This is a genomic window from Actinospineispora spinosispora DSM 44797 (assembly GCF_000429025.1).
In the GTDB taxonomy this organism is placed as follows: domain Bacteria; phylum Actinomycetota; class Actinomycetes; order Mycobacteriales; family Pseudonocardiaceae; genus Pseudonocardia; species Pseudonocardia spinosispora.
On record NZ_KE386839.1, the window covers coordinates 38,235 to 63,677 of the forward strand.

Annotated in this window: 26 protein-coding genes and 2 tRNA genes; 20 read left to right on the forward strand and 8 right to left on the reverse strand. The window is 68.6% G+C overall.

The features are described 5' to 3' along the window. Positions 1-16 precede the first annotated feature (16 nt). From G406_RS0142440 to G406_RS0142450, 3 genes are all read left to right on the forward strand, one after another. A complete protein-coding gene (locus G406_RS0142440) occupies positions 17-760 on the forward strand; it encodes a DUF899 domain-containing protein (protein WP_028938602.1) in 744 nt (247 codons plus the stop codon). Between the two features lie 726 nt (positions 761-1,486). Further along, positions 1,487-2,878, forward strand: a complete 1,392-nt coding sequence (gene tyrS, locus G406_RS0142445; RefSeq protein WP_028938603.1) for a tyrosine--tRNA ligase — start codon at positions 1,487-1,489, stop codon at positions 2,876-2,878. 3 nt (positions 2,879-2,881) lie between these two features. Next, positions 2,882-3,715, forward strand: a complete 834-nt coding sequence (locus tag G406_RS0142450) for an aminoglycoside phosphotransferase family protein (RefSeq protein WP_028938604.1) — start codon at positions 2,882-2,884, stop codon at positions 3,713-3,715. Positions 3,716-3,767: 52 nt separating this feature from the next. Here the strand turns inward: G406_RS0142450 and G406_RS0142455 are convergent. After that, positions 3,768-3,844: transfer RNA gene (locus G406_RS0142455), tRNA-Pro, on the reverse strand. Between the two features lie 44 nt (positions 3,845-3,888). Then, positions 3,889-4,419 carry a carboxymuconolactone decarboxylase family protein gene (locus G406_RS53245; RefSeq protein ID WP_084216864.1) on the reverse strand — a complete coding sequence of 177 codons (531 nt, stop codon included), beginning with the start codon at positions 4,417-4,419 and terminating at the stop codon, positions 3,889-3,891. A gap of 60 nt (positions 4,420-4,479) precedes the next feature. On the opposite strand from G406_RS53245, the gene G406_RS0142465 reads away from it, so the two are divergent. After that, positions 4,480-4,550, forward strand: a tRNA-Gly gene (locus tag G406_RS0142465). 101 nt (positions 4,551-4,651) lie between these two features. Here the strand turns inward: G406_RS0142465 and G406_RS0142470 are convergent. Together G406_RS0142470 and G406_RS0142475 are read right to left on the reverse strand one after the other, a co-directional pair. After that, complete coding sequence (locus G406_RS0142470) at positions 4,652-5,221, reverse strand: isochorismatase family protein (RefSeq protein WP_028938605.1); 570 nt, start codon at positions 5,219-5,221, stop codon at positions 4,652-4,654. 22 nt (positions 5,222-5,243) lie between these two features. Continuing rightward, a complete protein-coding gene (locus G406_RS0142475; protein ID WP_028938606.1) occupies positions 5,244-5,936 on the reverse strand; it encodes a GntR family transcriptional regulator in 693 nt (230 codons plus the stop codon). 266 nt (positions 5,937-6,202) lie between these two features. Here G406_RS0142475 and G406_RS0142480 point away from each other — a divergent pair, with 266 nt between their 5' ends. Then, positions 6,203-6,529, forward strand: coding sequence for a putative quinol monooxygenase (locus G406_RS0142480; RefSeq protein WP_028938607.1), 327 nt, complete (start codon positions 6,203-6,205; stop codon positions 6,527-6,529). Positions 6,530-6,539: 10 nt separating this feature from the next. Here the strand turns inward: G406_RS0142480 and G406_RS0142485 are convergent, their stop codons facing one another. Beyond that, positions 6,540-6,755 carry a hypothetical protein gene (locus G406_RS0142485; RefSeq protein WP_028938608.1) on the reverse strand — a complete coding sequence of 72 codons (216 nt, stop codon included), beginning with the start codon at positions 6,753-6,755 and terminating at the stop codon, positions 6,540-6,542. Between the two features lie 124 nt (positions 6,756-6,879). Between G406_RS0142485 and G406_RS0142490 the strand changes: the two genes are divergently transcribed. The 7 genes from G406_RS0142490 to argJ all read left to right on the forward strand — a co-directional run bounded on the left by G406_RS0142490 (position 6,880) and on the right by argJ (position 14,695). Further along, positions 6,880-7,992, forward strand: a complete 1,113-nt coding sequence (locus tag G406_RS0142490) for a copper resistance D family protein (protein WP_028938609.1) — start codon at positions 6,880-6,882, stop codon at positions 7,990-7,992. A gap of 94 nt (positions 7,993-8,086) precedes the next feature. Next, complete coding sequence (locus G406_RS0142495; RefSeq protein WP_084216868.1) at positions 8,087-8,830, forward strand: (2Fe-2S)-binding protein; 744 nt, start codon at positions 8,087-8,089, stop codon at positions 8,828-8,830. A gap of 227 nt (positions 8,831-9,057) precedes the next feature. Beyond that, on the forward strand, positions 9,058-10,467 hold the full coding sequence (tig, locus tag G406_RS0142500; protein WP_028938611.1) for a trigger factor: 1,410 nt from the start codon (positions 9,058-9,060) through the stop codon (positions 10,465-10,467). 128 nt (positions 10,468-10,595) lie between these two features. Continuing rightward, on the forward strand, positions 10,596-11,216 hold the full coding sequence (locus G406_RS0142505) for a ClpP family protease (protein ID WP_084216870.1): 621 nt from the start codon (positions 10,596-10,598) through the stop codon (positions 11,214-11,216). A 12-nt stretch (positions 11,217-11,228) separates the two neighbouring features. Further along, on the forward strand, positions 11,229-11,861 hold the full coding sequence (locus G406_RS0142510) for an ATP-dependent Clp protease proteolytic subunit (RefSeq protein WP_028938613.1): 633 nt from the start codon (positions 11,229-11,231) through the stop codon (positions 11,859-11,861). A 181-nt stretch (positions 11,862-12,042) separates the two neighbouring features. After that, positions 12,043-13,320 (forward strand): ATP-dependent Clp protease ATP-binding subunit ClpX, encoded by a 1,278-nt coding sequence (gene clpX, locus G406_RS0142515; protein ID WP_028938614.1) that lies wholly within the window; start codon positions 12,043-12,045, stop codon positions 13,318-13,320. A gap of 220 nt (positions 13,321-13,540) precedes the next feature. After that, positions 13,541-14,695, forward strand: coding sequence for a bifunctional glutamate N-acetyltransferase/amino-acid acetyltransferase ArgJ (gene argJ, locus G406_RS0142520; protein ID WP_028938615.1), 1,155 nt, complete (start codon positions 13,541-13,543; stop codon positions 14,693-14,695). 42 nt (positions 14,696-14,737) lie between these two features. Here argJ and fdhD read toward each other — a convergent pair whose 3' ends face one another. Next, complete coding sequence (gene fdhD, locus G406_RS0142525) at positions 14,738-15,565, reverse strand: formate dehydrogenase accessory sulfurtransferase FdhD (RefSeq protein ID WP_028938616.1); 828 nt, start codon at positions 15,563-15,565, stop codon at positions 14,738-14,740. 132 nt (positions 15,566-15,697) lie between these two features. Between fdhD and G406_RS0142530 the strand changes: the two genes are divergently transcribed. The 7 genes from G406_RS0142530 to ndk all read left to right on the forward strand — a co-directional run bounded on the left by G406_RS0142530 (position 15,698) and on the right by ndk (position 22,632). After that, positions 15,698-17,089, forward strand: a complete 1,392-nt coding sequence (locus G406_RS0142530; RefSeq protein ID WP_028938617.1) for an OFA family MFS transporter — start codon at positions 15,698-15,700, stop codon at positions 17,087-17,089. A 2-nt stretch (positions 17,090-17,091) separates the two neighbouring features. Continuing rightward, positions 17,092-17,229: an MFS transporter small subunit gene (locus G406_RS57670; RefSeq protein ID WP_156935463.1), complete on the forward strand. Its 138-nt coding sequence runs from the start codon at positions 17,092-17,094 to the stop codon at positions 17,227-17,229. Positions 17,230-17,423: 194 nt separating this feature from the next. After that, the gene (locus G406_RS0142540) at positions 17,424-17,678 is read left to right on the forward strand and encodes a DUF6457 domain-containing protein (RefSeq protein ID WP_028938618.1); all 255 of its coding nucleotides are present in this window, start codon (positions 17,424-17,426) and stop codon (positions 17,676-17,678) included. 31 nt (positions 17,679-17,709) lie between these two features. Continuing rightward, positions 17,710-20,367 carry a valine--tRNA ligase gene (locus tag G406_RS0142545; RefSeq protein ID WP_028938619.1) on the forward strand — a complete coding sequence of 886 codons (2,658 nt, stop codon included), beginning with the start codon at positions 17,710-17,712 and terminating at the stop codon, positions 20,365-20,367. 7 nt (positions 20,368-20,374) lie between these two features. Further along, positions 20,375-21,790 (forward strand): bifunctional tetrahydrofolate synthase/dihydrofolate synthase, encoded by a 1,416-nt coding sequence (gene folC, locus G406_RS0142550; RefSeq protein ID WP_156935464.1) that lies wholly within the window; start codon positions 20,375-20,377, stop codon positions 21,788-21,790. Further along, a complete protein-coding gene (locus tag G406_RS0142555) occupies positions 21,787-22,170 on the forward strand; it encodes a DUF4233 domain-containing protein (RefSeq protein ID WP_028938621.1) in 384 nt (127 codons plus the stop codon). The genes folC and G406_RS0142555 overlap by 4 nt, the downstream gene beginning before the upstream one ends. Before the next feature lie 51 nt (positions 22,171-22,221). Then, complete coding sequence (gene ndk, locus G406_RS0142560) at positions 22,222-22,632, forward strand: nucleoside-diphosphate kinase (protein ID WP_028938622.1); 411 nt, start codon at positions 22,222-22,224, stop codon at positions 22,630-22,632. Positions 22,633-22,638: 6 nt separating this feature from the next. On the opposite strand, the gene G406_RS0142565 is transcribed toward ndk, so the two are convergent. Beyond that, positions 22,639-23,706 (reverse strand): MBL fold metallo-hydrolase, encoded by a 1,068-nt coding sequence (locus G406_RS0142565; protein ID WP_028938623.1) that lies wholly within the window; start codon positions 23,704-23,706, stop codon positions 22,639-22,641. 151 nt (positions 23,707-23,857) lie between these two features. On the opposite strand from G406_RS0142565, the gene G406_RS0142570 reads away from it, so the two are divergent. Continuing rightward, positions 23,858-24,262: a nuclear transport factor 2 family protein gene (locus tag G406_RS0142570; RefSeq protein ID WP_028938624.1), complete on the forward strand. Its 405-nt coding sequence runs from the start codon at positions 23,858-23,860 to the stop codon at positions 24,260-24,262. On the opposite strand, the gene G406_RS0142575 is transcribed toward G406_RS0142570, so the two are convergent. After that, positions 24,259-25,221 carry a DUF7065 domain-containing protein gene (locus G406_RS0142575; protein ID WP_028938625.1) on the reverse strand — a complete coding sequence of 321 codons (963 nt, stop codon included), beginning with the start codon at positions 25,219-25,221 and terminating at the stop codon, positions 24,259-24,261. The genes G406_RS0142570 and G406_RS0142575 overlap by 4 nt on opposite strands. Between the last annotated feature and the right edge of the window lie 222 nt (positions 25,222-25,443).

Here is a 25,443-nt window from a genome sequence, read left to right on the forward strand (position 1 = left end):
GGAAGGGGGAGAGACGATGCTGCCACGCGTCTCAACCAGAGAGGAATGGCTGGCGGCCCGCAAGGAGCTGCTGGCGAAGGAGAAGGAACTGACCCGGCAGCGGGACGCCCTGAACGCAGAGCGGCGCAACCTGCCGATGGTTCGGGTCGAGAAGGACTACCGCTTCTGGTCCCTCGACGGCGCGGCAAACATGCTTGACCTGTTCGAGGACCGTCGCCAGTTAATCGTTTACCACTTCATGTTCGCCCCGGAGTGGGACGAAGGCTGCCCCAGCTGCTCGGCCAGCGCCGACGAGGTGTCCGACGGTCTGCTCGACCACCTCAACAGCCGCGACACCACGCTCGCCTTCGTGTCGCGGGCGCCGCTGGCGAAGATCGAGCGGTTCCGGGCGCGCAAGGGCTGGACCTTCCCCTGGTACTCCTCCTACGGCAGCGACTTCAACTACGACTTCCACGTCACGTTGGACGACTCCGTCACGCCCGTGGAATACAACTTCCGCACCCCGGCAGAGCACGCCAGAGCCGGTTCCGCGTACTACCTGTCCGGCCGGCATCCGATCGAGGAACACGGCCACAGCTGCTTCCTGCGCGACGGTGACGAGGTGTTCCACACGTACTCGATGTACGCGCGGGCCACCGAAACCCTCGGCGGTTCCTACTACTACCTCGACCTGACGGCACTGGGCCGCCAGGAGGAGTGGGAAGAACCGAAGGGCCGCGCGGTCGACCCACGGGTGGCGAGCCCGGACTTCGCGAGCTAACCGGCGGGCCCTCGCGCGTCGAAAGTCGAGGGTGGTTGGCCCGTGCAGGTCGGGCTGTGGGGTTTTAGCGCTGGGTGAAGGTGCAGGCTGTGTTGCTTGGGCCTGTTTCGCGCGCGATGTTTTTCTGTGACCACCCCGGCTCGCGTAAACGCTCGCTGGGGTACTCCCAGAAAAAAAGGCTCGGGGACTCGCCCGGGCGCGCGCTTGTGGCCGACTGGGGAGCCGCCGACGGAGTTGGCGACGTTGGTTGCGGACATTCACTGCCCGGCCTTCGCCGGAACTCCTTCGGAGACTCGCGGAGCCAACTTGACAGACGCATGAGCACCCGCAGCGGGATAAGGGCCCGTGAGTGTTTTGGGTTGCCCTGGCAGCCCAAAACACTCACGGGTCCTTGTTGCCTGCGCGGGTGCGTCGTGGGTTGCGCATCGCGCCTGCAGCCCCTCAGCTTGCACCGGGAGTGTGGTGAGGCACGGTGCATGGGTGGCCCCGCAGAGGTGCCCGGAGGGGTTCCGCCGCAGGCGGGTAGTGCATGAGTGGCGGCTTCCAAGCCGGGGCACCAAGCGCGCGCGTCGCCGAAGGCGACATTTTCCGAGTGGGCCCCCGAAGGGGGTCCGCGAGGAAAAACCCCAGGCAGCGGGCCCGTTAGGGCCCGCCGCCTGGATCGTTCCCGGTTGGCCCGGAGGGCCCTCCGGGAACGATGGCGCGCGAAACAGGCAAGATAGACGCGTGTCCCGTCTGAGCCAGTCTGTTGATCATGCCACCGCACTGTTGGAAGGTGCGGATCTCGCGGCTGACGTCGCGGTGCGGGAGCTGTTGGAGATCACCGCGCCGCGTCGCTCGATGGATCTGTCCGATCTATCGCCGGTCGAGCAGGCGACGCTGATCGCCGACCGCTGCCAGCAGCTTCAGCCCTCTGCCGAGGCGCTGGCGAAGCGCATCACGTCGGCGGCGGAGAAGGGCCGGCCGTTCATCGCGAAGCTCGGCATCGATCCGACCGGTCACGAGGTCCATCTCGGGCACGCGGTGCCGATGCAGATCCTCAGCCGCTTCCAGCGCATGGGGCACCAGGTGGTGCTCATCGTGGGTGACGTGACCGCCAAGATCGGCGATCCGAGTGGCCGATCCGACGAGCGTCCGCCGCTGACCGACGAGGACATCGCCAGGAACCTGGCGACCTACCGGCAGCAGGTCGGTCCGTTCTTCGACTTCACCCGGGCGCAGTTCCGGCACAACGGTGACTGGCTGCGCGAGGTCACCCTGCCCCGGTTGATCGAGATCTCCGCGCACATCCCGGTGTCCATGTCGCTGCAGCGGGAGGACTTCCGTAAGCGCCTGGACGCGGGTGAGGGACTGTCGCTGGCCGAGCTGCTCTACTCGGTCGCCATGGCCCTGGACTCGGTGGAGATCAACTGTGACATCGAGCTGGGTGGCATCGACCAGTTCCTGAACATGCAGATGTGCCGCAAGGTCATGGAGATCTGTGGCCAGATCCCCGAGCTGGTCGCGGCGACGGCGCTGATCGAGGGCACCGACGGCACCGGCGCGAAGATGAGCAAGTCCAAGGGCAACTACGTCCCGTTGACCGCTCCGGCGAACGAGATCTTCGGCAAGATCATGTCGGTGCCGGACCGGCTCGTGGAGCCGTACCTGCGTGCGCTGACCGAGTGGCGTGACAGCGAGATCGCCGTGGTCGACGCGCGGGTGGGCGACGGTTCGGTGCACCCGATGGACCTCAAGAAGGTGCTGGCCGGTGAGGTGACCGCCGCGATCCACGGCGTCGACGCCGCGATGAAGGCGCGTGAGGAGTTCGTTGCGCGATTCTCCAAGCGGACCTTCGGTGAGGTCGAGGACCTGCCCGAGGTGGCTGACCTCGACCAGCCGCTGACCGAGGTCGTCAAGTCGCTCGGGTTCGCGAAGAGCAACGGTGACGTGCGCCGGGTCGCGCAGCAGAACGGTCTGCGGCTCGTCGTCGAGTCCGCCGACGGCCAGCGGCAGGTGCCGCTGAGCGCGGACGACCTGCGCACCTCGCTGGCCGACGTGCTGAAGGACAAGCTCGACGGCCAGTCCGGTGACCGGTACCTCAAGGTCGGGCGCAAGCTCGCCCGCATCACCGGGTAGCCCTTGACCGATCGGCGGAACGACGTGTTGCGGCGGGAGCTTGCCGGGGAGGACCCGGCGACGTTCGTGACCCACGAGGGGCAGTTCCACCAGGTGGTCGTGGGCGCGCGTCGGGTGGTGTGTTTCGCGCGTACCGACTCGGCCGCCGCCCGGTTGCCGGAGCGGGTCGAGGTCCTTCGGGTCGTCGACGGTCTCGGTCTCGGTGTGGCGGTCCCGCAACCGGTGTCTGCGGCGGGCAGCGGGTATGCCGTGTTCACCAGGGTGCCCGGTGAGCCGATCGACGTCGAGCGGGTCGGGGATCCGTCTGTGGCCGACGCGATGGCCGCCGACCTGGCTCCGCTGTTGCACGCGCTCGCCGCCGCGGGTGCCACGTCGAAGGCCTCCGCGTTGCCCGGTGCGCCGGCCGGCCGCTGGTCGGGTTTCGCGCGGGACGTCCGGCGCGCGCTGTACCCGCTGATGTCCGAGGCAGGGCGGGCGAGGGCCGACGCGGAGCTGGCCCAGGTCGTCGGGGTGTCCTTCGCCGCGACGTCGGTCGTACACGGTGACCTGGGTGGGGAGAACCTGCTCTGGGAATGGAACGACGGTGCGCCGCACCTGGTCGGCGTCGTCGACTGGGACGGCGTGGCGAGGGGGGACCAGGCAGAGGATCTGGCCGCGCTGGCCGCCGGGTACGGCGACGGGCTGCTCGACCGGCTGCTCCAGCGGCTCGAGGCCCCCGACGACGTCCGAGGCCGGATAGCGGCGATTCGCGGGACGTTCGCACTGCAGCAGGCCCTGTCAGCGGCGCAGGACGGTGACCAGGAAGAACTCGACGACGGACTCGCCGGCTACTGCTGAGCGGAACCGGGCTCGGATTCCGTCGGCGGAATCCGAGCGCGTCCGACCTGTGTGGTCGGGGTGGCGGGATTTGAACCCACGGCCCCTCGCTCCCAAAGCGAGTGCGCTACCAAGCTGCGCTACACCCCGTGTACCGGGTTGAGCCTAGCGTGTCACTCCAAGTGAGTTGTCAGCTATCCACGTAGCAGCTTGTCGGGACCCGCCGCCGCGTCCGGGTCGATCCGGAGTGTGGTCATCATCCGGGCCAGCATCAGGTAGTGCGCGGCCACCAGCGACAGCTCGACGACCTCGCGTTCGCTCAGTCGCGACGCGACCGCCTGGTAGCGGGCGTCGTCCACGTCGTCGGTGACGACGCCGGTCACGAACTCCAGTACCGCGCGGGGCAACGGGTCCAGCCGGTCCAGCTCGTCGCGGTCGACCGCGTCGATCTGTTCCTGGGTGACGCCGACGGCAAGCGCGATGGGAACATGCTGGTCCCACTCGTAGCGCGCGGCCAGCTGGCCGACCCGCAGGATCGCCAGCTCGCGCAGTGCCGGGTCGAGCGCCAGATCGTTGAGCAGCGCGCCACCGAACCGCAACCACGGCCGGAACGCCGTCTCCGCGTGCGCCATCAGACCGAAGACGTGCAGCGGAGCGAGCTTGTCCAATGTGCCCGCGACCGTTTCCGGGGCGGTGGACGGTGTCAGATAGGGAACGCGAGCCATGCCGGGAACGCTACTGCGCGCGCGTGAGCTAGGCTGTACGAGTCGCCGCACCGGCGATACGCGGGCGTAGCTCAATGGTAGAGCCCCAGTCTTCCAAACTGGCTACGCGGGTTCGATTCCCGTCGCCCGCTCAGATGGTTCTACCAGTGGAGTCGGCCTCCTCTCCCACTCGGGAGAGGAGGCCGAACGCTGAGGTGTGTCAGGTGCGACGCGGGCCTCTGTGCAGCGATCGTCAGGGCCGAATACCAGGGGCGAAGGTGACCTCGGCGGACGTCGCGACCACCTCGACGCCGTCACCGAGGGCCCATTCGGCCACCCGGGCCGCCTGAGCCGCGGGTACCCCCTCGGTGCCGCCGGGTGGCGCGGGCACGTCGTAGGTGGCGTGGGCGTCGTGCGGGAGGACCACGCCGTAGCCGCGATCCAATGCCGTCCGTGCGGTCGCGCCGACGCACATCTCCGACTGGACACCGCAGATCGCCAGTCGTCGGATTCCGTGTGCGACCAGGATCGCTCCGAGCTCGGTGCGATCGAACCCGTCGTCGACCGACTTGCTGATCACCGGTTCGCCGGCTTCGGCGGGCAGGTGGAGTCGCCAGGTGCCGGTACCCGGTTCGTCGGGGGTCCCGGGGGCGCCGTCGTTCTGGAGGTGGACGACGAGGGAGCCGGCGGCGCGGGCGCGTTCGAGCAGGCGCCGGACGACCGGGACCAGTTTCTCGGCCGAGGGGACGGCATGGTCGCCGGAGACGAACCCGGTCTGCATGTCGACCACGACCAAGGCCTGGACCGGCGGGGAGGAAGGCACCTCGTCACTGTGCCAGAGATGATCAGTCTGGCGGCGGGACCGCACCCAGCGCGACCTGTTCCACCTCGCCGAGATGACGCTCCATGATCTCCCTGGCCCGCTCGGACTGACCGGTGCGCAGGGTGTCCACCAGCTCGCGGTGGGCCTCGACGTGCTCGGAGCACCGGCGTTGCGTCACCTGGGTCACGTCGTCGACCACGGTGATCCCGAGCCGCAGGTAGCGCGAGGTGGCCCGCAGCAGCGTCTCGACGAGCCGACGGTCCCAGGCGGTCATCGCGGGCCGCACCAGGTCCATGTGCGCCTGATGGTGGAGCTCGTGGTGCTGCTCCGCGGTCACCGACGGGTTGTCGCACACCGCCAGCGCCCGCTCGATGTCGTCGAGGCCGCCGGGGGTGTGCATGACGGCGGCCTGCGCGGCGAGCTCCGGCTCGACCTGACGACGCAGCCGGAAGATCGCTTCCACCTCGTCGCTGGTCATCGGCGCGACGCTGGCGCTGCGTCCGCGGTGGGTGAGCAGGAGGCCCTCGGCCTCCAGACTGCGCAGCGCCTCGCGCACCGGGATGAAGCTCACCCCGAGCTCACCCGCGATCTGACGGAGGGAGAACTCCTGGCCCGGCTTCAGCCGTCCGGAGAGGATCGCACTGCGTAGTTCGTTGATGACCCGATCAGCGACCGACACGGTATCGACGGGTCGGACGAAAGCGAGCTCGCTCATCGAGTTCTCCAGGTTGGCTACAGCCCTGTCGCGAGCCACGTTATAGCAATATTGTCGCAAGGGCCCAGGCTTTCACCAAGTTGATATATAGGTCCAGTCTTTTCCGGCCGCACCGGTCGGTCCTGCCTGGGACGGTCGCCTCGAAAACGTCCGGCGGCCTCTCAGGGGCGACGTCTCAAGTCGAGACGATCAAGTGGCGAATCCCGCGCCAGCTCATATCATGCTCGCGGTTGCGCTTACATCGCTCACGGCCCGAAGGGACGGTCATGATTTTCATCGTCGTCAAGTTCACCGCTCGCCCGGAATACAGTGATCAGTGGCTGTCCGAGGTCGACGAGTTCACCAAGGCGACCCGCGCCGAACCGGGCAACATCTTCTTCGAGTGGTCGAAGAGTGTGGACACCCCGCACCAGTACGTGCTGGTCGAGGCGTTCCAGGACGATGCGGCCGAGGCGCACGTGACGTCCGATCACTTCAAGAAGGCCGTCAGCCGGATGTCGGAACTCGTCGCGACCACCCCGGAGATCATCAACGTCCAGGGTGTGCCCGCTTCCGGATGGTCGGAGATGGGCGAGATCCAGCCTCAGGGCTGAGCGAGGCCGCCTAGATCACGCAGTCCCAGGGATTGAGGGACTGCATGCTGGCGCGCAGCGACGGCAGATCGAGCGCCTGGTCGAGGAGCACGAGGAAGCGAGTGCTCAGCTGATGGGCCTCCGCGGCCGTCAACATTCCGCGTTGGGTACCGCTCAACAGCTCACTTGTCACCATCGAGCAGACGCCAGCGGACCACTCTTCCCTGGTCTCAACCTCGTCGCGCATTGGAGATCATTATCATCGTTGACGCGGCGCATCAAAAGTGGGATGGGTTTCTCACTCGACCGGGAGCGGAAAATTACCGTTCCGTCGAGTTTCTGGCCCATTCGAGGTAATGGATCCCGCACGAATGACAACGACTGATCCGGGATCGCGATCGAGGGCTCGGGCCGCCGAGTCCCGGGTCGTCCGGTGGACGCTCGTCGCGCTGGTCGTCGTCGGTGCACTCGGATCGGTCCTGTGGGGAACGTGGCTCGGCGGCCGGGCCCCGGTCGAGGCGAACCTGCCGGGTTCGGGCTCGCTGGGGTTCGCCGTCGCGGCCGTGCGGTTGCTGGTGGACGGACTCGGCGCGCTGGTGATCGGCGCCGGTGCGCTGCCGCTGTTGCTGCCCGGAGGCGGTCTCGCCCCGCGGAGCGGACGGCGGCTGCCCGGCGGGGTCGTCGAGCGCGCCCGCCGGGCGGCCGGACGCGGCTCCGGGCGCCTCGCGCTGGCGGCCGGCGCGTGCTGGGCGATCGCGGCGGCGGTGGAGCTCTGGCTGCAGGCGAGTGACGCGGTCGGCGGCTCGCCGTTCGCGCTGCGCCCTTCGACCCTGCTGCGGTACGGGACCGAGGTCGCCGCGGGACGAGGTCTGCTGCTCACCGGTGTGTGCGCCGTGCTGGTGATGGCGGTCCAGGTCGTCCGGCACAGGTTCGGGGACTCCGGTGCCGGGCGTCGCTGTCCCGAGTTCTCCGTGGGGGCCGCCGTGCTCGGGATACTGCCGGGTGCGGTCACCGGGCACGCGGGTGCGCACGCGAGCCAGGATCCGGCGGTACTGGCGATCACGTTGCATGTGGTCGCGGCGTCTTGCTGGGTCGGCGGGCTGTTCGCGGTGGCGATCGTCGCGCGGAACCGGCCGGTGCTGTTCGGTCTGGTCCTGCCCCGCTTCTCCGGCGTCGCGGGGTACTGCGCCGTGCTCGTGCTGGTGTCCGGTGTGCTCAGCGCGGCGTTCCGCCTGCCGAGTCTCGCCGACCTGACCGGCACCGGTTACGGCAGGCTGATCCTGATGAAGACCGCCGTGCTGAGCGTCTTGCTCGGGCTGGGCTGGCGCGCTCGTCGCGTCCTGTTGCCCAGGGCCGCCGCGCTCGCCGGCCGGGCAGGGTCCGGGAAGTCCACCGTGCCCGTCGCGCGGTGGCTCGGTGGTGAGATGACGCTGATGGCCGTCGTACTCGGACTGGCGGCGGCGCTCGCCGGCTCCGCGCCCTGAACCGACGCCGCGTCGTCCCGGGCAGCGGGAATTCGCGCTGTGTCGGCCTCGACGGAGAGCGGCACCGTGCGAGATACGCCACCATGAACGGGACATGACTTCCGAATCGAGCTCCGCACCCACCACCGGTCTCGACATCCGCGGCGCGTTGGACGACGTCGCCGGTATCGGGCCGTTCTTCGCCGTGACCGCGAACCCCGCCGAGGCGGTCGACGACAGCTGGCGTCCGATGAGCGAGCTCTACTCGGATCCCGAGCCGCTGGCCGCCCGGATTCGCAAGGTGGCGGACGCGCTCGGTGTGACGGACTCCGATGCGGACCGCCGGGTCGCGGCCTCCATCACCTACCAGGGGCTGGTGGCCCGGCTCGTGTCGCCGCTGATCGCGGTCGCCGCCGTGCACCGGCTGGTACCCCCGTGGTCGCCGGATTCGCTGCACTGGCGGGTGTCGGTGGTCGGGCCGTGGCCGCTGTGGGAAGCCGACCAGCGCGCGTGCCGGCCCGCCGACGGCGATCTGGCGGACGCTGTCGCGGACGTCCTGCTCGCACCACACCTGGACGCGCTGGCCGAGGCGATCCGACGACAGGCGTCGGTCCCGCAGCGGTCGCTCCGGGGCAATGCCGCCTCGGCGGTCGTCGCGGCCGGGCGGCTGGTCGCCAGGACCCGGCCCTCGGCGGCGGCGACGTCGGGACGGCTGGTCCGGCTGTTGCTCGACCGTGCACCGCTGTCCGGCGCCGGGACGCTGGCGGACAGCTGGGCGTTCCGCAGGCATTCCTGCTGCCTCTACTACCGCGTGCCCGGCGGCGGAATCTGTGGTGACTGTGTGTTGGCGGGCAGATAACCGTCGGTGAGGCGCGACTTCGCCCGATTCGTCGGACACGGCCTGGAACAGCCCGGTCACGTGCCTGCACCGGCCGTTCGCCTAGACTCGGCCGGAGGCCCCGCACGGGGCGAGCAGCGGTGCCATGGTCGGCGCGTCCGCCTCGGGTGGTAACGAGAGACGCCCGCGAGGCTGTGGTTCCTGCTCCACCAGCCTGTCTCAGCATGTCATCAGTACGAGGAGATTACGTGAAGAGCACCGTCGAGCAGCTCAGCCCGACGCGCGTCAAGATCAACGTCGAGGTGCCCTTCGACGAGCTCAAGACGAACTTCGACCGCGCCTACCGCAAGCTCGCTCAGCAGGTCCGCATCCCCGGCTTCCGCCCGGGCAAGGCTCCGGCCCGCATCCTGGAGAACCGTCTCGGTCGGGGGGTCGTGCTCGACGAGGTGGTGAACGAGGCCATCCCGGCGAAGTACAGCGAGGCGATCTCGGCCGAGCAGGTCCGTCCGCTCGGCCAGCCGGAGATCGAGGTCACCGAGATCAAGGACGGCGAGCAGCTCGCCTTCACCGCCGAGGTCGACGTCCGGCCCAGCATCGAGCTGCCGGACGCCTCGAAGATCGCCGTGACCGTCGACGACGTCGCGGTCGCCGATGAGGACGTCACCGAGCAGCTGGACGCGCTGCGCGCCCGCTTCGGCACCCTCACCGGTGTCGAGCGCCCCGCGGCCAAGGACGACTTCGTGGTCGTCGACCTGTCCGCCACGGTCAACGGCGAAGCCGTCGAGGAGGCCGCGACGACCGGGCTGTCCTACCAGGTCGGTTCCGGTGGTCTGGTGGACGGCATCGACGAGGCACTCGTCGGCCTGTCCGAGGGCGAGAGCGCCACGTTCTCCAGCACCCTGGTCGCGGGCGAGTACGCCAACCAGGAAGCCGCGATCACCGCGACCGTCACGGCGGTCAAGGAACGCGAGCTGCCCGCCGCCGACGACGAGTTCGCCCAGCTGGCCAGCGAGTTCGACACGCTCGACGAGCTGACCGAGGACCTGCGCACGCGCCTCGGCCAGGCCAAGCGCATGCAGCAGGCCGCCCAGGCGCGGGACAAGGTGCTCGAGGGACTCATCGCCGACACCGAGGTCCCGCTGCCGGAGAGCGTGCTGAAGGCCGAGCTGGACGTGCGTGAGCACGACGCGATCCACGCCTTCGACCACGACGAGGAACGCTTCGCGCAGTGGCTGTCCGAGCAGGGCAAGACCCGCGAGGAGTTCGACACCGAGGCCAAGGCCGACGCCGAGAAGTCGGTGAAGACGCAGCTGATCCTGGACGCGATCGCCGACGCCGAAGAGGTCGGTGTCAGCGACATGGAGCTGACCCAGCAGATCGTCTCGCAGGCCCAGCGCTTCGGGATCAGCCCCGAGGAGTTCCTGCAGCGCACCCAGCAGGCCGGTCAGCTCGGTGCGGTCTACGCGGACGTGCGTCGCGGCAAGGCGCTGGGACACGTCGTCCGTCAGGCGAGCATCACCGACGAGTCCGGTACCGAGGTCGACCTGTCCGAGTTCTTCGGTGGGGACGAGTCGGAGACGGACGCCGAGGTCGAGACCACCGAGCAGGCCGAGGCGACCGAGTCCTCGGAGCAGGAGCCGGCCTCCTCGAAGGCCTGATCCTCTCGACACGGGCCCTGTGCTCTGAGCGAACGAGGGCGTCATATCGGCATGATCGACGGCGAGCTTGGCTAGTGTCGTAGGCACGCGGTCGAGAGCGGCGGATACGGAACAGAAAGCAGGCAGACGTGACGCAGTACCCATCCAGCCCGAGGGTCCCTCAGATGCGGACCGCGACGCCGACGATGACGCTCGGTGACTCGGTCTACGAGCGGCTGCTGCAGCAGCGCATCATCGTGCTCGGCCAGCAGGTGGACGACGAGATCGCGAACCGGATCGTCGCGCAGCTTCTCCTGCTGTCGGCAGAGGACTCCGAGAGCGACATTCGGCTGTACATCAACTCGCCGGGCGGTTCGGTCAACGCCGGCATGGCCATCTACGACACGATGCAGTTCATCGACTGCGACGTGGCCACCTACGCGATGGGCCTCGCCGCGTCGATGGGCCAGTTCCTGCTGTCGGCCGGTGAGAAGGGCAAGCGCTTCTCACTGCCGCACGCCCAGATCCTGATGCACCAGCCGTCGGCGGGCGTCGGCGGAACCGAGTCGGACATCGCCATCCAGGCCGAGCAGTTCCGTAGGCACAAGAAGGTCATGGCGGAGCTGATCGCGGAGCAGACCGGGCAGACGCCGGAGAAGATCACCGCGGACTCGGACCGGGACCGCTGGTTCACCGCGCAGGAGGCCCTGGAGTACGGCTTCATCGACCACGTGGTGTCTCGTGCGCCGCAGGTCGACGGCGCGAAGTAGGAGGAGAAGCACGTGTCCCAGTACCAGGCACCCCAGTCTCGCTACGTGCTGCCCTCGTTCATCGAGCGCACCAGCTACGGGGTCAAGGAATCCAACCCCTACAACAAGCTCTTCGAGGAACGCATCATCTTCCTCGGGGTGCAGATCGACGACGCGTCGGCGAACGACGTCATGGCGCAGCTGTTGGTGCTGGAGTCGACCGACCCGGACCGCGAGATCACCATGTACATCAACTCGCCCGGCGGGTCGTTCACGTCTCTGATGGCGATCTACGACACGATGCAGTACATCCGCCCGGACATCCAGACGGTGTGCCTCGGGCAGGCCGCGTCGGCGGCGGCCGTTCTGCTCGCGGCGGGTACACCCGGTCGGCGGTTGGCTGTGACCAACGCGCGGGTGATGATCCATCAGCCGGCGATGGAGGGCGCCTACGGCCAGGTTTCGGACCTGGAGATCCAGGCCAAGGAGATCTCCCGGATGCGCCGCCTGATGGAGACCACGCTGGCCCATCACACCGGGCAGGCGGAGGAGAAGGTCCGGTCCGACGTCGAGCGGGACAAGATCCTGACCGCTCAGGAGGCCAAGGACTACGGCATCGTCGACGAAATCATCCAGAGTCGGAAGTTGTCCGTCGTAGGGCGCTGACAGTGCGGATTTTGGTGAGATGATGGGCGGTACGGTCCGCGACACGCCAGTCGTAGCGGACCTACCGCCGCACCTCGCTGAATGAGGGCAGTCTTAGCCTCCCCGTGCAGCGGGTTCGACGGGTACGGTCAAAGAGGGTGCGCCGCTCGGGTGCACCGGATGGGACGTTAGGTACGCACTCATGGCGCGCATCGGTGACGGCGGTGACCTGCTCAAGTGCTCTTTTTGCGGGAAGAGTCAGAAGCAGGTCAAAAAACTGATCGCCGGTCCCGGCGTGTACATCTGCGACGAATGCATCGATCTCTGCAACGAGATCATCGAGGAAGAGCTGGCCGAGGCCGGTGAGGTCAAGCTCGACGAGCTGCCCAAGCCCGCCGAGATCCACGACTTCCTCGATCAGTACGTGATCGGTCAGAGCGCCACCAAACGGACGCTCTCGGTAGCGGTCTACAACCACTACAAGCGCATCCAGGCAGGCGACAAGGGTCGGGACGGCAACGACGGCGTCGAGCTGGCGAAGTCGAACATCCTGATGCTCGGCCCGACGGGCTGCGGCAAGACATACCTGGCGCAGACACTGGCCAAGATGCTCAACGTGCCGTTCGCCATCGCCGACGCCACAGCGCTCACCGAGGCCGGATACGTCGGCGAGGATGTCGAGAACATCCTGCTGAAGCTCATCCAGGCCGCCGATTACGACGTCAAACGCGCCGAGACCGGAATCATCTACATCGACGAGGTCGACAAGATCGCGCGCAAGTCGGAGAACCCCTCGATCACGAGGGACGTCTCCGGCGAGGGCGTACAGCAGGCACTGCTGAAAATCCTGGAGGGCACCACGGCCTCGGTGCCGCCCCAGGGCGGGCGTAAGCACCCGCACCAGGAGTTCATCCAGATCGACACGACGAACGTGCTGTTCATCGTGGCCGGTGCGTTCGCCGGGCTGGAGAAGATCATCGGTGACCGCTCGGGCAAGCGGGGCATCGGCTTCGGCTCGGAGATTCGGTCGAAGAAGGACCTGGACGCCAGTGAGAGCTTCGGCGACGTCATGCCGGAGGACCTCATCAAGTTCGGTCTGATCCCGGAGTTCATCGGCCGTCTGCCGATGGTCGCCTCGGTGACCAGCCTGGACAAGGACGCACTGGTCCAGATTCTGACCGAGCCGCGCAATGCGCTGGTCAAGCAGTACCGGAAGCTGTTCGAGATGGACGGCGTCGAGCTCGAGTTCACCGACGACGCGCTGGAGGCGATCGCCGACCAGGCGATCCTGCGCGGCACCGGAGCTCGTGGTCTGCGCGCCATCATGGAAGAAGTCCTGCTGCCGGTGATGTACGACATCCCGAGCCGCGACGACGTGGCCAAGGTCCAGGTGACCGGCAAGACCGTCCGGGAGAACGTCAACCCGACGATCGTGCCCCGCCAGCCGGCCCGCCGCGAACGCCGCGACCGCTCGGCCTAGCCGGGCGAGCACGCTCCGAACCAGCCGCGCACGGGCCTCCCGTGCGCGGCTGTTTCTCGTTCCGGCCGGCTTCCCATGATCACCACCGTCTGACGGCTGTTTTCGGGCCGCAAAACAGCCCTCAGACGGTGGTGATCATGGGACCGCGCATTTGCGCGCTAGCATGGTAATTCAGTAGGTTGCATGAATATGCAGGCTGTTGATTGGGGAGGACGCGCGGATGTCGGGACCATCGCCTCAGGGGTTCGTCGGGTGGACAGCGTCGCTGGGCATCAAGGACCCGTTGCCGGACTTCACGGCGGTTCTGTCGACCGTGCCTGCCACCTCCTCGGCGGTGTTCACCCGTTCCCGGTTCGCGGGCCCCAGCGTGCTGCTGAGCCGGGAGAGCGCGCGGGCCGGTGGTGCGCGCGGCATGGTGGTGGTCGCCCGTAACGCCAACGTCGCCACCGGTGCCGAAGGACTGGCGAACGCGCGGGAGGTCAGGGAGCTGGTCGCCGGCGCGGCGGGTGTCCGGCCCGAGGAGCTGCTGATCGCGTCCACCGGGGTGATCGGGCGCCAGTACCCGATGGATCGGGTGCGCGCCGGGCTCGCCGCACTGCCGACCCCGCCGGAGAACGCGGACCTCGAAGCCTCGGCGGCCGCGATCATGACCACCGACACCGTCGTCAAACATGTGTCCGCGACCTGCGGGGCCGCGACCGTCGTCGGAATCGCCAAGGGCGTCGGCATGATCGAGCCGAACATGGCGACGCTGCTGACGTTCTTCTTCACCGACGCCCAGCTCGACCAGCAGGTACTGGACGACGTCTTCCGCCGGGTGGTGGACCGGACGTTCAACGCGCTGAGCATCGACACCGACACCTCGACCAGCGACAGCGCGGCGATCTTCGCCAACGGTCTCGCCGGACCCGTCGACACCGCCGAGTTCGAGTCGGTGCTCTACGACGTCGCGCTGTCGCTGGTCCGGGCCGTCGCGTCGGACGGTGAGGGCGCCAGCAAGCTCATCGAGGTCCGGGTGCACGGCGCACGGGACGACGCGCAGGCCAAGCGGGTGGGGAAGGCGATCGTCAACTCGCCGCTGGTCAAGACGGCCGTGCACGGTGCCGACCCGAACTGGGGCCGGGTGGCGATGGCCGTCGGCAAGTGCGAGGACGAGCTGGACATCGACCCGGAGCGGGTGGTCATCCGCTTCGGGGACGTCGAGACCTACCCGGCGCCGTCCACCGACGACGTGTTGGAAGCCGCGTCGAAGCACCTGCAGGGCACCGAGGTCCTGATCACGGTCGACCTCGGCATCTCCGACGGGGACTTCACCGTCTACGGCTGCGACCTGACCGACGGCTACATCCGCATCAACGCCGACTACACCACGTAAGTACTCGTGAGTGTTGAGTATGGCTATAGCCATACTCAACACTCACGAGTACTTGATGCGCTCGGCGCCGGTGTAGACGTTCATCGACTGGCCACGCAGGAAGCCGACCAGGGTCATGCCGGACTCGGCCGCGAGGTCCACCGCGAGCGAGGACGGGGCGGACACGGCCGCGAGCATCGGAACGCCCGCCATCACCGCCTTCTGCACGAGCTCGAACGACGTGCGCCCGGACACCATCAGCACGGTGCCCGCCGCCGGGATACGGCCGTTGAGCAGCGCCCAGCCCATGACCTTGTCGACCGCGTTGTGCCTGCCGACGTCCTCCCGGACGACCAGGAGCGAGCCGTCCGCGCTGAACAGGCCGGCGGCGTGCAGCCCGCCCGTGCTGTCGAACACCCGCTGGGCCTCACGCAGCCGGTCGGGAAGCTCGGACAGCAGCGCGGGCGTGACCTCCAGCTGGTCGTCGGCGGGGGAGAACCGGGTACGCAGCTTGACCGCGTCGAGCGAGGCCTTACCGCACACCCCACACGACGACGTGGTGTAGAAGTTCCGCTCGACGCCGGTGTCCGGCGGCGGCACCCCGGGGCCCAGCGCGATGTCGAGCACGTTGTAGGTGTTGCGGCCGGCGTCGTCGACGGAGTCGCAGTACCGCGCCGTCGCCACGTCCGGCACCGCGCCGATCACGCCTTCGGTCAGCAGGAAGCCGTGGGCCAGCTCGACGTCGTGGCCGGGTGTCCGCATGGTCACCGCGAGCGCTTTGCCGTCGACCCGGAGCTCGAGCGGCTCCTCGACCGCGAGTCGGTCCGGAGTGCGGCGCGCCTGCCCGGAGTCGAGCTTCAGCACCGAAGCTCGGGCAATCAGTCGCCCCATGGTGTGCTTCCTTCCGGTCAGCTGTCACGTTCGGCGCGCGGCCGCCCCCTGTATGTTGCAACATCCTGAGGACGGACATCGTTTCCCGATGTCACCATCGGCGCACCGTCGCGCATGAGTGGAGCAACTGATATGGCCGAAGCCGGCTTTCTGGACCGTTCGCGCATCGTCGCACCTCCCGACTGGAGCCGCTGGCTGGTCCCGCCCGCCGCGTTGGCCATCCATCTGTCGATCGGACAGGCCTATGCCTGGAGCGTATTCAAGGATCCGCTCAGCGCCACCATGTTCAAGGGCAGCTCGCACGCGGGCACGCTGAGCGCGCTGCCGTTCCAGCTGGGCATCGTGATGCTGGGCATCTCGGCGGCGCTGTTCGGCACGAAGGTCGACCACAAGGGACCGCGCTGGGCGATGCTCGTGGCCACCTCGTGCTTCTCCGCCGGGTTCCTGATCTCGGCGGCGGGTGTGGCGGTCGGCCAGTACTGGCTCGTCGTGTTCGGCTACGGCTTCGTGGGCGGTATCGGACTGGGCATCGGCTACATCTCGCCGGTGTCCACGCTGATCAAGTGGTTCCCGGACAAGCCGGGCATGGCCACCGGGCTGGCGATCATGGGGTTCGGCGGCGGCGCACTGATCGCGTCACCGTGGTCGAGCTCGATGCTCAAGGCGTTCGGTGCGACCGGCGCGAACGCCCAGGCAGGCGGTATCGCCCAGGCCTTCCTCGTGCACGGCGTCGTGTACGCGGTGTTCATGTCGCTGGGCTGGCTGCTGATCCGGGTACCCGCCGACGACTGGCGGCCGGCCGGCTGGGACCCGGCCTCGGTGCGGTCGCGGCCGTTGGTCACCCTGGCCAACGTCTCCGCCCGCAACGCGATCAAGACTCCTCAGTTCTGGCTGCTCTGGGTCGTGCTGTGCTTCAACGTGACCGCCGGGATCGGCATCCTCGAACGGGCGGCACCCATTTACCAGGACTTCTTCCGGGGTGACACGCCCGCGCAGACCCTCGCCACGGTCGCTGCCGGGTTCGTCGGGATCCTGTCGCTGGCCAACATGCTGGGTCGGTTCGTCTGGTCCTCGGTGTCGGACCTGATCGGGCGCAAGAACATCTACCGGATGTACCTGGGTGTGGGCGCGCTGCTCTACCTAGCGCTGGAACTGGCGGAGAACAGCAGCAAGACCGTGTTTCTGGTCTGCGCGATGCTCATCCTGTCGTTCTACGGCGCCGGGTTCGCCACCGTGCCCGCCTACCTGCGTGACCTGTTCGGCACCTACGAGGTGGGCGCGATCCACGGCCGGCTGTTGACCGCGTGGTCGGTCGCCGGGGTGCTCGGCCCGTTCATCGTCAACGCGATCGCGGACGCGCAGAAGGCGGCCGGGCTGTCCGGGCCCGACCTGTACAGCCTGTCGTTCCGCATCATGATCGGCCTGCTGGTGGTCGGCTTCGTGTGCAACGAGCTGATCAAGCCGGTGGCGGAGAAGTTCCACGAGCCGGTGGCGGGTGCCGCCTCGGCCAGAGAGGTGGCATGACGATGACCGGATCGACAGCGGGGTCGATGACTCCGGCCCGCCTGGTCCTGACCGTGATCGCCTGGCTCTGGGTGCTGGTCCCGTTCGCCTACGGCATCTGGCAGCTCCTGATCAAGGTCGTCCCCCTGTTCGGCGGCTGACCGGTTTTCTTGATCACCTCGGTGTGGCGGCTGATTTTTCGTCTGGAAACAGCCACCAAGCCGTGGTGATCATGGTTCGACGGCTGTGGGGCGCAGCCCGTGTACCCCACCGCCGGCCGGCGACTGGCCTTGGGCTGGGGTCTCTGTGCGGCGTGCGCACGGTCTGTGCGAGTGGTCGGGCTAGGGTCTCGGGCATGAGCACCATGTCGGAGTGGATCGAGTTCGTCTGCGATGAGCTGGAGCTGGACCTCACCGATCCTGGGACCACCACCACCGAGGTACTGGACCTGACCGCCGCCGTGGCGCACAACGTGGCGCGGCCGGCCGCTCCGGTGACCGCGTTCCTGATCGGACTGGCGGCCGGTCGCGCCGAGGACCCCTCGGCGGCGACCGCCGAGCTGGCGACCCGGTTGAGCGAGCGCGCGAAGGCCTGGAAACCCACCGAATAACACCGTCGGGTGTCGCTCGTAGACTTGTGTGGTGACTGAAACACTTCCACCCAAACAGCGTGCGTCCCTCCCCTCGCGGTGGGAGCCGGCTGAGGTAGAGGCTCGCCTCTATCAGCAGTGGGTGGACGCCGGCTATTTCACCGCCGATGCGGCCAGCGACAAGCCTCCGTTCACCATCGTCATCCCGCCGCCGAACGTCACCGGCAGCCTGCACATCGGACACGCCTTCGAGCACACCCTGATCGATGTGCTGGTGCGCCGCCGCCGGATGCAGGGCTACGAGACGCTGTGGCTTCCCGGTATGGACCACGCCTCGATCGCGGTGCACACGCTGGTCGAGAAGGCGCTGGTCGAGGAGGGCACCAGCCGCCGGGAACTGGGCCGGGAGGCGTTCATCGAACGCACCTGGCAGTGGAAGGCCGAGCACGGCGGCAAGATCCTGTCCCAGATGCGGCGCCTCGGTGACAGCGTCGACTGGTCGCGCGAACGGTTCACCATGGACGAGCGGTCCAACCGTGCCGTCCTGACGATGTTCAAGCGGCTGTTCGACGAGGGCCTCATCTACCGCGCCGAGCGCATGGTGAACTGGTCGCCCGAGCTGCGCAGCGTGCTGTCCGACGTCGAGGTGGAACACCGCGAGGTCGAGGGCGAGCTGGTCTCCATCCGCTACGGCGACGGCGACGACGCGCTGGTCGTGGCCACCACCCGGGTCGAGACGATGCTGGGTGACACCGCGGTCGCCGTGCACCCCGACGACGAGCGCTACGCGCACCTGGTCGGGACCGAGATCGAGCTGCCGCTCGTCGGTCGCAAGATCAAGATCGTGGCGGACGCGCACGTCGACCCGGAGTTCGGCACCGGCGCGGTCAAGGTCACCCCCGCGCACGACCCCAACGACTTCGAGATCGGCCGTCGGCACGACCTGCCGATGCCCTCGATCATGGACGAGACCGGCCGAATCGCGAACACCGGCACACAGTTCGACGGCATGGACCGGTTCGAAGCGAGGGTCGCCGTGCGCGAGGCGCTGCGCGAGCAGGGCCGGATCGTCGCGGAGAAGCGCCCCTACCTGCACAGCGTCGGCCACTCCTCGCGCGGCAAGCACGAGCCGATCGAGCCGAGGCTGTCGCTGCAGTGGTTCGTCAACGTCGGGCCGCTGGCCACCGCGGCCGGTGACGCGGTGCGTGACGGGCGGGTCGCGGTCCATCCGAAGTCGCTCGAGCCGCGCTGGTTCGGCTGGGTCGACAACATGCACGACTGGTGCATCTCGCGTCAGCTGTGGTGGGGCCACCGCATCCCGGTCTGGTACGGGCCGAACGGCGAGATCGTGTGCGTCGGTCCCGACGAGCAGCCGCCGACCGGTGAGGGCTGGACGCAGGACGAGGACGTGCTCGACACCTGGTTCTCCTCCGGGCTGTGGCCGTTCTCCACGCTCGGCTGGCCGGAGCGCACGCCCGACCTGGCGAAGTTCTATCCGACGTCCGTGCTGGTCACCGGCTACGACATCCTGTTCTTCTGGGTCGCCCGGATGATGATGTTCGGCTTGTACGCGATGAAGGACGACGGGCCCGCCGAGTCGATCCCGTTCGACACGATCGCGCTGCACGGCATGGTGCGTGACCAGTTCGGCAAGAAGATGTCTAAGTCGGCAGGCAACACGGTCGACCCGACGGTGTGGATGGACTCCTACGGCACCGACGCGCTGCGGTTCGGGCTGGCCAGGGTGGCGAACCCGGGTACGGACGCGCCGATCGGCGAGGACGCGATCCAGGCCGCGCGCAACTTCGGTACGAAGCTGTGGAACGCCACGCGGTTCGCGATGGCCAACGGTGCGGACCCGAACGCCGAGATCGACCCGTCCCAGCTCACCGACGCGGACCGCTGGATCCTGGACCGGGTGGGTGCGGTGACCGCCGAGGTCGACGCGCTGCTGGAGGACTACCAGTTCGCCAAGGCCACCGAGGCGCTCTACCACTTCACCTGGGACGAGTTCTGCGACTGGTACCTGGAGCTGGCGAAGGTCCAGATCGCCGAGAGCCCGGCGCGGGCGGCCAACACCCAGGCGGTGCTCGGCAACACGCTCGACGTGCTGCTGCGGCTGCTGCACCCGGTCATGCCGTTCCTGACCGAGACGTTGTGGACCGCGCTGACCGGTGAGGAGTCGCTGGTCGTCGCGTCCTGGCCTCGGCTCACCGACCAGGCGAGCACCTCGAACACCGCCGCGTCGCAGCGGATCGAGGCCGTGCAGAAGCTGGTCACCGAGGTCCGCCGGTTCCGCGCGGACCAGGGGCTGCAGCCGGCACAGAAGGTGCCGGCACGGGTCATCGGCATCGACGACGCGGGTCTGCACGAGCATCTCGACGCGGTGCGCGCGCTGGCGAAGCTGAGCCCGGCGGAGGACGGCTTCACCGCGAGCGCGACGGTCGAGGTCGGGTTGGCCAGCGGTTCGGTGCGGGTCGAGCTGGACACGTCGAGCACGATCGACGTGGCGGCCGAGCGCGCGCGGCTGGGCAAGGACCTGGCGGCCGCGGAGAAGGAGCTGGCCGGCACCGAGGGCAAGCTGGGCAACCCGAAGTTCACCGAGCGCGCCCCCGCCGACGTCGTGGCGGGCATCCGTGCCCGGCGGGACACGGCGGCGGCCGACATCGAGCGGATCCGGGCGGCGCTCGCCGCGCTGCCGGAGGCATGAGGTAGGCGTGGCAGGCGGCAAACGGACATCCTCCGAGGCGGAGGCGCAGCGGCTGGCCGAGCACGAACAGCAGGTGGCCGCCGACTTCCAGGCGGTCGAGGCCGAGCTCGACCAGCGCTGGCCCGAGTCGAAGATCGAACCGAGTCTCGACCGGATCAGCGCGCTGGTGGACCTGCTCGGCGAGCCGCAGCGGGCCTACCCGGTGGTGCACATCGCCGGCACCAACGGCAAGACCTCGGTGAGCCGCATGATCGATGCGTTGCTGTCCGAGGTGGGTCTGCGTACCGGTCGCTACACCAGCCCGCACCTGCAGAGCGCCACCGAACGGATCACACTCGACGGCGCACCGATCTCCCGGGAACGCTACGTCGAGGTGTTCCGGGAGCTCCAGCCCTACATCGAGCTGATCGACGCGAAGGGCGACGGTCCGAACCTGAGCAAGTTCGAGGTGCTCACCGCGATGGCCTACGCGGCGTTCGCCGACGCGCCGGTCGAGGCCGCCGTGGTGGAGACCGGTCTCGGCGGTCGCTGGGACGCCACGAACGTGGCCGACGGCACCGTCTCGGTGATCACCCCGATCGGGATCGACCACGTCGAGTACCTCGGCTCGGACATCCTGGGCATCGCGGCGGAGAAGGCCGGGATCATCAAGCCCGGCTCGATCGCGGTCATGGCCTCACAGGAGGCCGAGGTCGCCGCCGTGCTGCTGGAGCGGTGCGTCGAGCTGGGCTGCACGGTCGCGCGGCAGGGCATGGAGTTCGGTGTGCTGCGCCGGGAGAAGGCGGTCGGCGGCCAGCTGCTGAAGCTGCAGGGCCTGGGCGGCGCGTACGACGAGGTGTTCCTGCCGCTGCACGGTGAACATCAGGCGGGCAACGCGGCCGTTGCGCTCGCGGCGGCCGAGGCACTGCTGGGCGCCGGTGCGGACCGCCAGCTCGACATCGACGCGGTCCGCGCGGCCTTCGCCGGTGTCACCGCGCCGGGCCGGCTGGAACGGCTGCGCACCGCACCCGCTGTGCTGGTGGACGCGGCGCACAACCCGCACGGCGCCCGCGCGCTCGCCGCCGCGGTGCTCGATGAGTTCGGCTTCCGCAAGCTCGTCGGCGTTCTGAGCGTGCTGCGGGACAAGGACGTCACGGCGATGCTCGAGGAGCTGGAACCCGTGCTCGACGAGGTCGTCGTCACCCAGAACGCCTCGCCGCGCGCCCTGGACGTCGACGAGCTGGCCGCGATCGCGGTCCAGGTCTTCGGTGCCGACCGGGTGGCGGTCGAGCCTCGGCTGGACGACGCGGTCGAGCAGGCCGTCGAGCTCGCCGAGGACGTCGACCAGGACGCCGACTCGCTGGCCGGTGGGGGAGTGCTGATCACCGGGTCCGTGGTGACCGCGGGTGAAGCGCGGCTGCTGTTCGGCAAGGCGAGCGCGTGACCGAGCAGCCGTCACCACCGGACCCGATGAAGGGCTTCCGGGGAGTCATGGCGGCCACGCTGATCCTCGAGGCGATGGTCACGCTGCTGACCCTGCTGGTGACCAGCAAGTTCGGCAGCAACGGCGGACCGTTGGGTGTGGTCGTCGTCCTGGTGCTGGCCGCCGCCATGGTCGTGGCCTGCCGCTACCTGAGCAGGCCATGGGCGATCAAGCTGGTCATCGGGCTGCAGGTGCTCCTGCTGCTCAGCGGCTTCCTGGTGATAGCCCTCGCGGTGCTGGCCCTGCTGTTCGGTCTGGTCTGGTTCGCCCTGCTGATGATGCGCCGCGACGTGGCCCGCCGGATGGCGGCCGGCCAGCTCCCCAGCCAGCAACAACCCTGACCCACGGGGAGCCGTCAGGGCGTGGATGGCAGACCGCTAGGCTCCGCGACTGTGAGTGAGCGGACATTGGTTCTGGTAAAGCCCGACGGTGTTGAGCGTCGGCTGGTCGGCGAAGTGATCTCCCGGATCGAGGCCAAGGGTCTCGGGCTGGTGGCGCTGCGCCTGCGCACGGTGGATCGGGAGCTGGCGAGCCAGCACTACGCCGAGCACGACGGCAAGCCCTTCTTCAACGATCTCCTCGAGTTCATCACCGGGGGACCGCTGGTGGCGGCCGTGGTCGAGGGACCGCGCGCGATCGCGGCCTTCCGCCAGCTGGCCGGCGGCACGGACCCGGTCGAGAAGGCGACCCCGGGCACGATCCGGGGTGACTTCGGTCTGGAGACGCAGTTCAACCTGGTACACGGCTCCGACTCGACCGAGTCGGCGGCGCGTGAGATCAAGCTCTGGTTCCCCGACCTGTAACCGCTCCTAGGCCGCCGCGGCGGCCAGCTGGTACGACGTGCCGCTGCTGCTCTGCACCCAGGAGTCGGGCAGAGCAGCGGCGAGCGCGTGTTGCGCCCGCCAGCCCGTGCAGTGACCGGGCACGATCAGTGCGGGCTTCAGCTCGGTCAGCGCGGACACCGTCGGCGCGATCGTCGGTTCGAACGCCGGCCCGCCCAGGTGCAGGCCGCCGAGCAGCGCGTGCAACCGGTCCACCCCGGTGAGTCGTTGTGCGTGCCGCACGATGTTGACCGCACCCGAGTGACCGCATCCGGTGAGCACCACCAGACCGTGACCGCGCACGTGCACCACGAGCGCCTGGTCGTCGATCACCAGCGGGTCGTGGTGCCACCCGGAGCCGTCCCACGCCTGGTGCGCGGGCGGCATGCCGTGCTCGAAGTCCGTCGTCCGGTCGATCTCACCGGTGATGAGGACGGAGCCGTCGACCAGCAGGGACGGCTGGCGACGTTCGATCACCTCGAAGCCTTCGGCGTTCAGCGCGCGCTTGCTCAGCGTGGGCATGTCGCGGACCTCGTCGCCCGGCACGGCGAGCCTGCGCTGGGTCCAGACCAGCGGATGCACCACCATCGGCAGCGCACGGGTGCCGCGACGCCCGGTCAGGCCGGCGAGCCCGCCGGCGTGGTCGTAGTGGCCGTGGCTGAGCACGATGCCGTGCAGGTTCGACAGGTCGACGCCGAGACGCTCGGCGTTGGTGGTCATGCCGTCGGGGGTCAGCCCCGTGTCGAAGAGCAGCTGGGTCGTCGTGTCGCCTCTGCGTACCGTCACGAGCGCGGCGAATCCGTGCTCGGCGCGCAGGCCCGCCGCGGTCGCCCCACCCTCGAACTGCGGCGCGGTGACCCGTCCCCGGGACCCCAGCCGAGGGCGGCGGGTGTGCTCGGCGTCGGCCAGCAACGCGTCGAACGTGTTGTCGATCAAGGTCGTGATGGTGATCTCGTCGACGGGTTCGAGGTGGATCGGGTCGACGGCATCGCCGGGTGCCGGACGGGGAGCGGCGGCAAGGACCTCGTGAGGATCAGCGGTTGACGCGTCACACATGCCTCGACCCTAATGCGCTCGTCCGGCCTCGGCGATAGCGATCGGTGATCGCTGAGAGCTCGCTCTGCGTCTTGGTCCGGCCGGGGCACCCGGCTTGACTCGTCTCCAGGCGGACAGCCCGCCGAACGGGACGACAAGGACGGAACCCCTCATGGCGAGCACCGAACCCCGCGACGTGGTCAACCGTTACTTCGAGGCGCTGCTCGCCGGCGACCAGGGCACGATCTGGGACTCCTGGGCCGAGGACGGTAGCTGCTGGTACAGCGGTGACCTACCGATCTCCGGCACCTGGCACGGCCGCGACGGTGTGATCAACGGCTTCCTTGCGACCGCGTTCGCCCACCTCGACCCGGACCGCGAGGTCGGTTTGAAGATCACGAACCTCTTCGCCGAGGGCGAGCAGGTGCTCGTCGAATGGCACTCGTGGGCAACCGGTAGGACCGGCCGGGCCTACGATCAGAAGAACATCGGGGTCTTCACCGTCCGGGACGGGAAGATCACCGCCATGCGGGAGTACGCCGACACCCGCAACTGGGCGCGAGCCCTGCTCGACTAACCCCGGACCAGCGCCCGAGCCTGGTGCAGCGGGAAGAAGTCGAGCTCCTCGCCGATGACGGTGCCGCCGTTGAAGTCCCATTCGGTCAACGACCACAGCATCAGGACCTCGGCGTAGCCCTGCCACCACAGCCAGTTGCGCATCGTGCCGATCGCGGAGAGCTCACGCCCGTGCTCGTCGACCCCGGCCAGCTCGACCCGCAGCGGACGCTGGCGGCTGTCGCGTTCGAGGACCGTCCTGGTCGCCGACGTCAGCCGCCCGTACTTCCCGTCGAGGCGCTGCCACCCGTAGGACAGCGGGTCGGGGACGCCCACGCACGGGTCCTGGTCGAACGGCAGGTCGCTTGCGGCGTAGACACAGAACCCGCCGCGGCCCTCGGCGGTCACCGCGGACGCGAAGTTGCCGCGCGGGTTCGTGCCGGGACGCCTCGGCCCCCAGGAGTGGTCGCGCAGATGCGGGGTGTCGATGTCGAGTCGTTCTCCGCCGAGCTGGATGGTGCCCCGGATGTGGCCGGGCTGGGTGTAGTGGCCCTTGCCCCAGCCTTCCGAGCCGGTGGGGTACTCGTCGGAACCGCCGACCCCGGGGGACTGCGGCGGTGCGGTCGCGCTCCATTCCAGGTCGACGGAGCAGCCGTCCGTCGAGTAGCCGAGGGCGAAGCTGTCCAGAGGCTCCCGACACGCCACGGTCAGGCCGTTGTCCAGGGAGAAGTCGAACATGTCGGCGTCGGGCGGCAGCGCCATCGGCTGCCCCCAGTCGTAGTACCGGCAGTTCCACGGATACTCGCCGGACGGGTCCCAGAGCGCGACGCCGCCGACAGAGAAGTTCATGTTCGGGCGGTGGTAGAAGTACACCCAGCCGTTGATCAGCTTGTCCGGGACGGTGAAGCCGAACCAGGCGCTCTCGTTCCAGTACGGATCGTCCGAACCCCGGTGGAAACTGTCGTCCTGCGGTCGAATCATGGCGCTCCCCCCAGAGCGAAAAGTTCATTGCGTGTGCAATGACTTTCTCAACCGTAACGTCGTCCACATCCGGCTCACTCCGCCAGCCGGGGCGCATTCCTCACCCGGACGTGCAGAGCCAGTCGAGGACCACGGCGGCCGCCTGCGGTACGACCTCGCAGACCTTCATGTCGTGTCGCAGATGTTCCAACATCTGCGACACGACACGAGGCTCTGCGAGGC

Excerpts from the sequence above, each read along its gene's own strand:
- G406_RS0142570 (WP_028938624.1), top strand. The coding sequence starts at position 23,858 with ATGGCGAGCACCGAACCCCGCGACGTGGTCAACCGTTACTTCGAGGCG.
- G406_RS0142475 (WP_028938606.1), bottom strand. The coding sequence starts at position 5,936 with ATGAGCGAGCTCGCTTTCGTCCGACCCGTCGATACCGTGTCGGTCGCT.
- argJ (WP_028938615.1), top strand. The coding sequence starts at position 13,541 with ATGTCGGGACCATCGCCTCAGGGGTTCGTCGGGTGGACAGCGTCGCTG.
- G406_RS0142540 (WP_028938618.1), top strand. The coding sequence starts at position 17,424 with ATGAGCACCATGTCGGAGTGGATCGAGTTCGTCTGCGATGAGCTGGAG.
- fdhD (WP_028938616.1), bottom strand. The coding sequence starts at position 15,565 with ATGGGGCGACTGATTGCCCGAGCTTCGGTGCTGAAGCTCGACTCCGGG.
- G406_RS0142530 (WP_028938617.1), top strand. The coding sequence starts at position 15,698 with ATGGCCGAAGCCGGCTTTCTGGACCGTTCGCGCATCGTCGCACCTCCC.
- G406_RS0142490 (WP_028938609.1), top strand. The coding sequence starts at position 6,880 with ATGACAACGACTGATCCGGGATCGCGATCGAGGGCTCGGGCCGCCGAG.
- clpX (WP_028938614.1), top strand. The coding sequence starts at position 12,043 with ATGGCGCGCATCGGTGACGGCGGTGACCTGCTCAAGTGCTCTTTTTGC.
- G406_RS0142575 (WP_028938625.1), bottom strand. The coding sequence starts at position 25,221 with ATGATTCGACCGCAGGACGACAGTTTCCACCGGGGTTCGGACGATCCG.
- G406_RS0142495 (WP_084216868.1), top strand. The coding sequence starts at position 8,087 with ATGACTTCCGAATCGAGCTCCGCACCCACCACCGGTCTCGACATCCGC.
- G406_RS57670 (WP_156935463.1), top strand. The coding sequence starts at position 17,092 with ATGACCGGATCGACAGCGGGGTCGATGACTCCGGCCCGCCTGGTCCTG.
- G406_RS0142480 (WP_028938607.1), top strand. The coding sequence starts at position 6,203 with ATGATTTTCATCGTCGTCAAGTTCACCGCTCGCCCGGAATACAGTGAT.
- G406_RS53245 (WP_084216864.1), bottom strand. The coding sequence starts at position 4,419 with ATGGCTCGCGTTCCCTATCTGACACCGTCCACCGCCCCGGAAACGGTC.
- G406_RS0142485 (WP_028938608.1), bottom strand. The coding sequence starts at position 6,755 with ATGCGCGACGAGGTTGAGACCAGGGAAGAGTGGTCCGCTGGCGTCTGC.
- G406_RS0142440 (WP_028938602.1), top strand. The coding sequence starts at position 17 with ATGCTGCCACGCGTCTCAACCAGAGAGGAATGGCTGGCGGCCCGCAAG.
- G406_RS0142565 (WP_028938623.1), bottom strand. The coding sequence starts at position 23,706 with ATGTGTGACGCGTCAACCGCTGATCCTCACGAGGTCCTTGCCGCCGCT.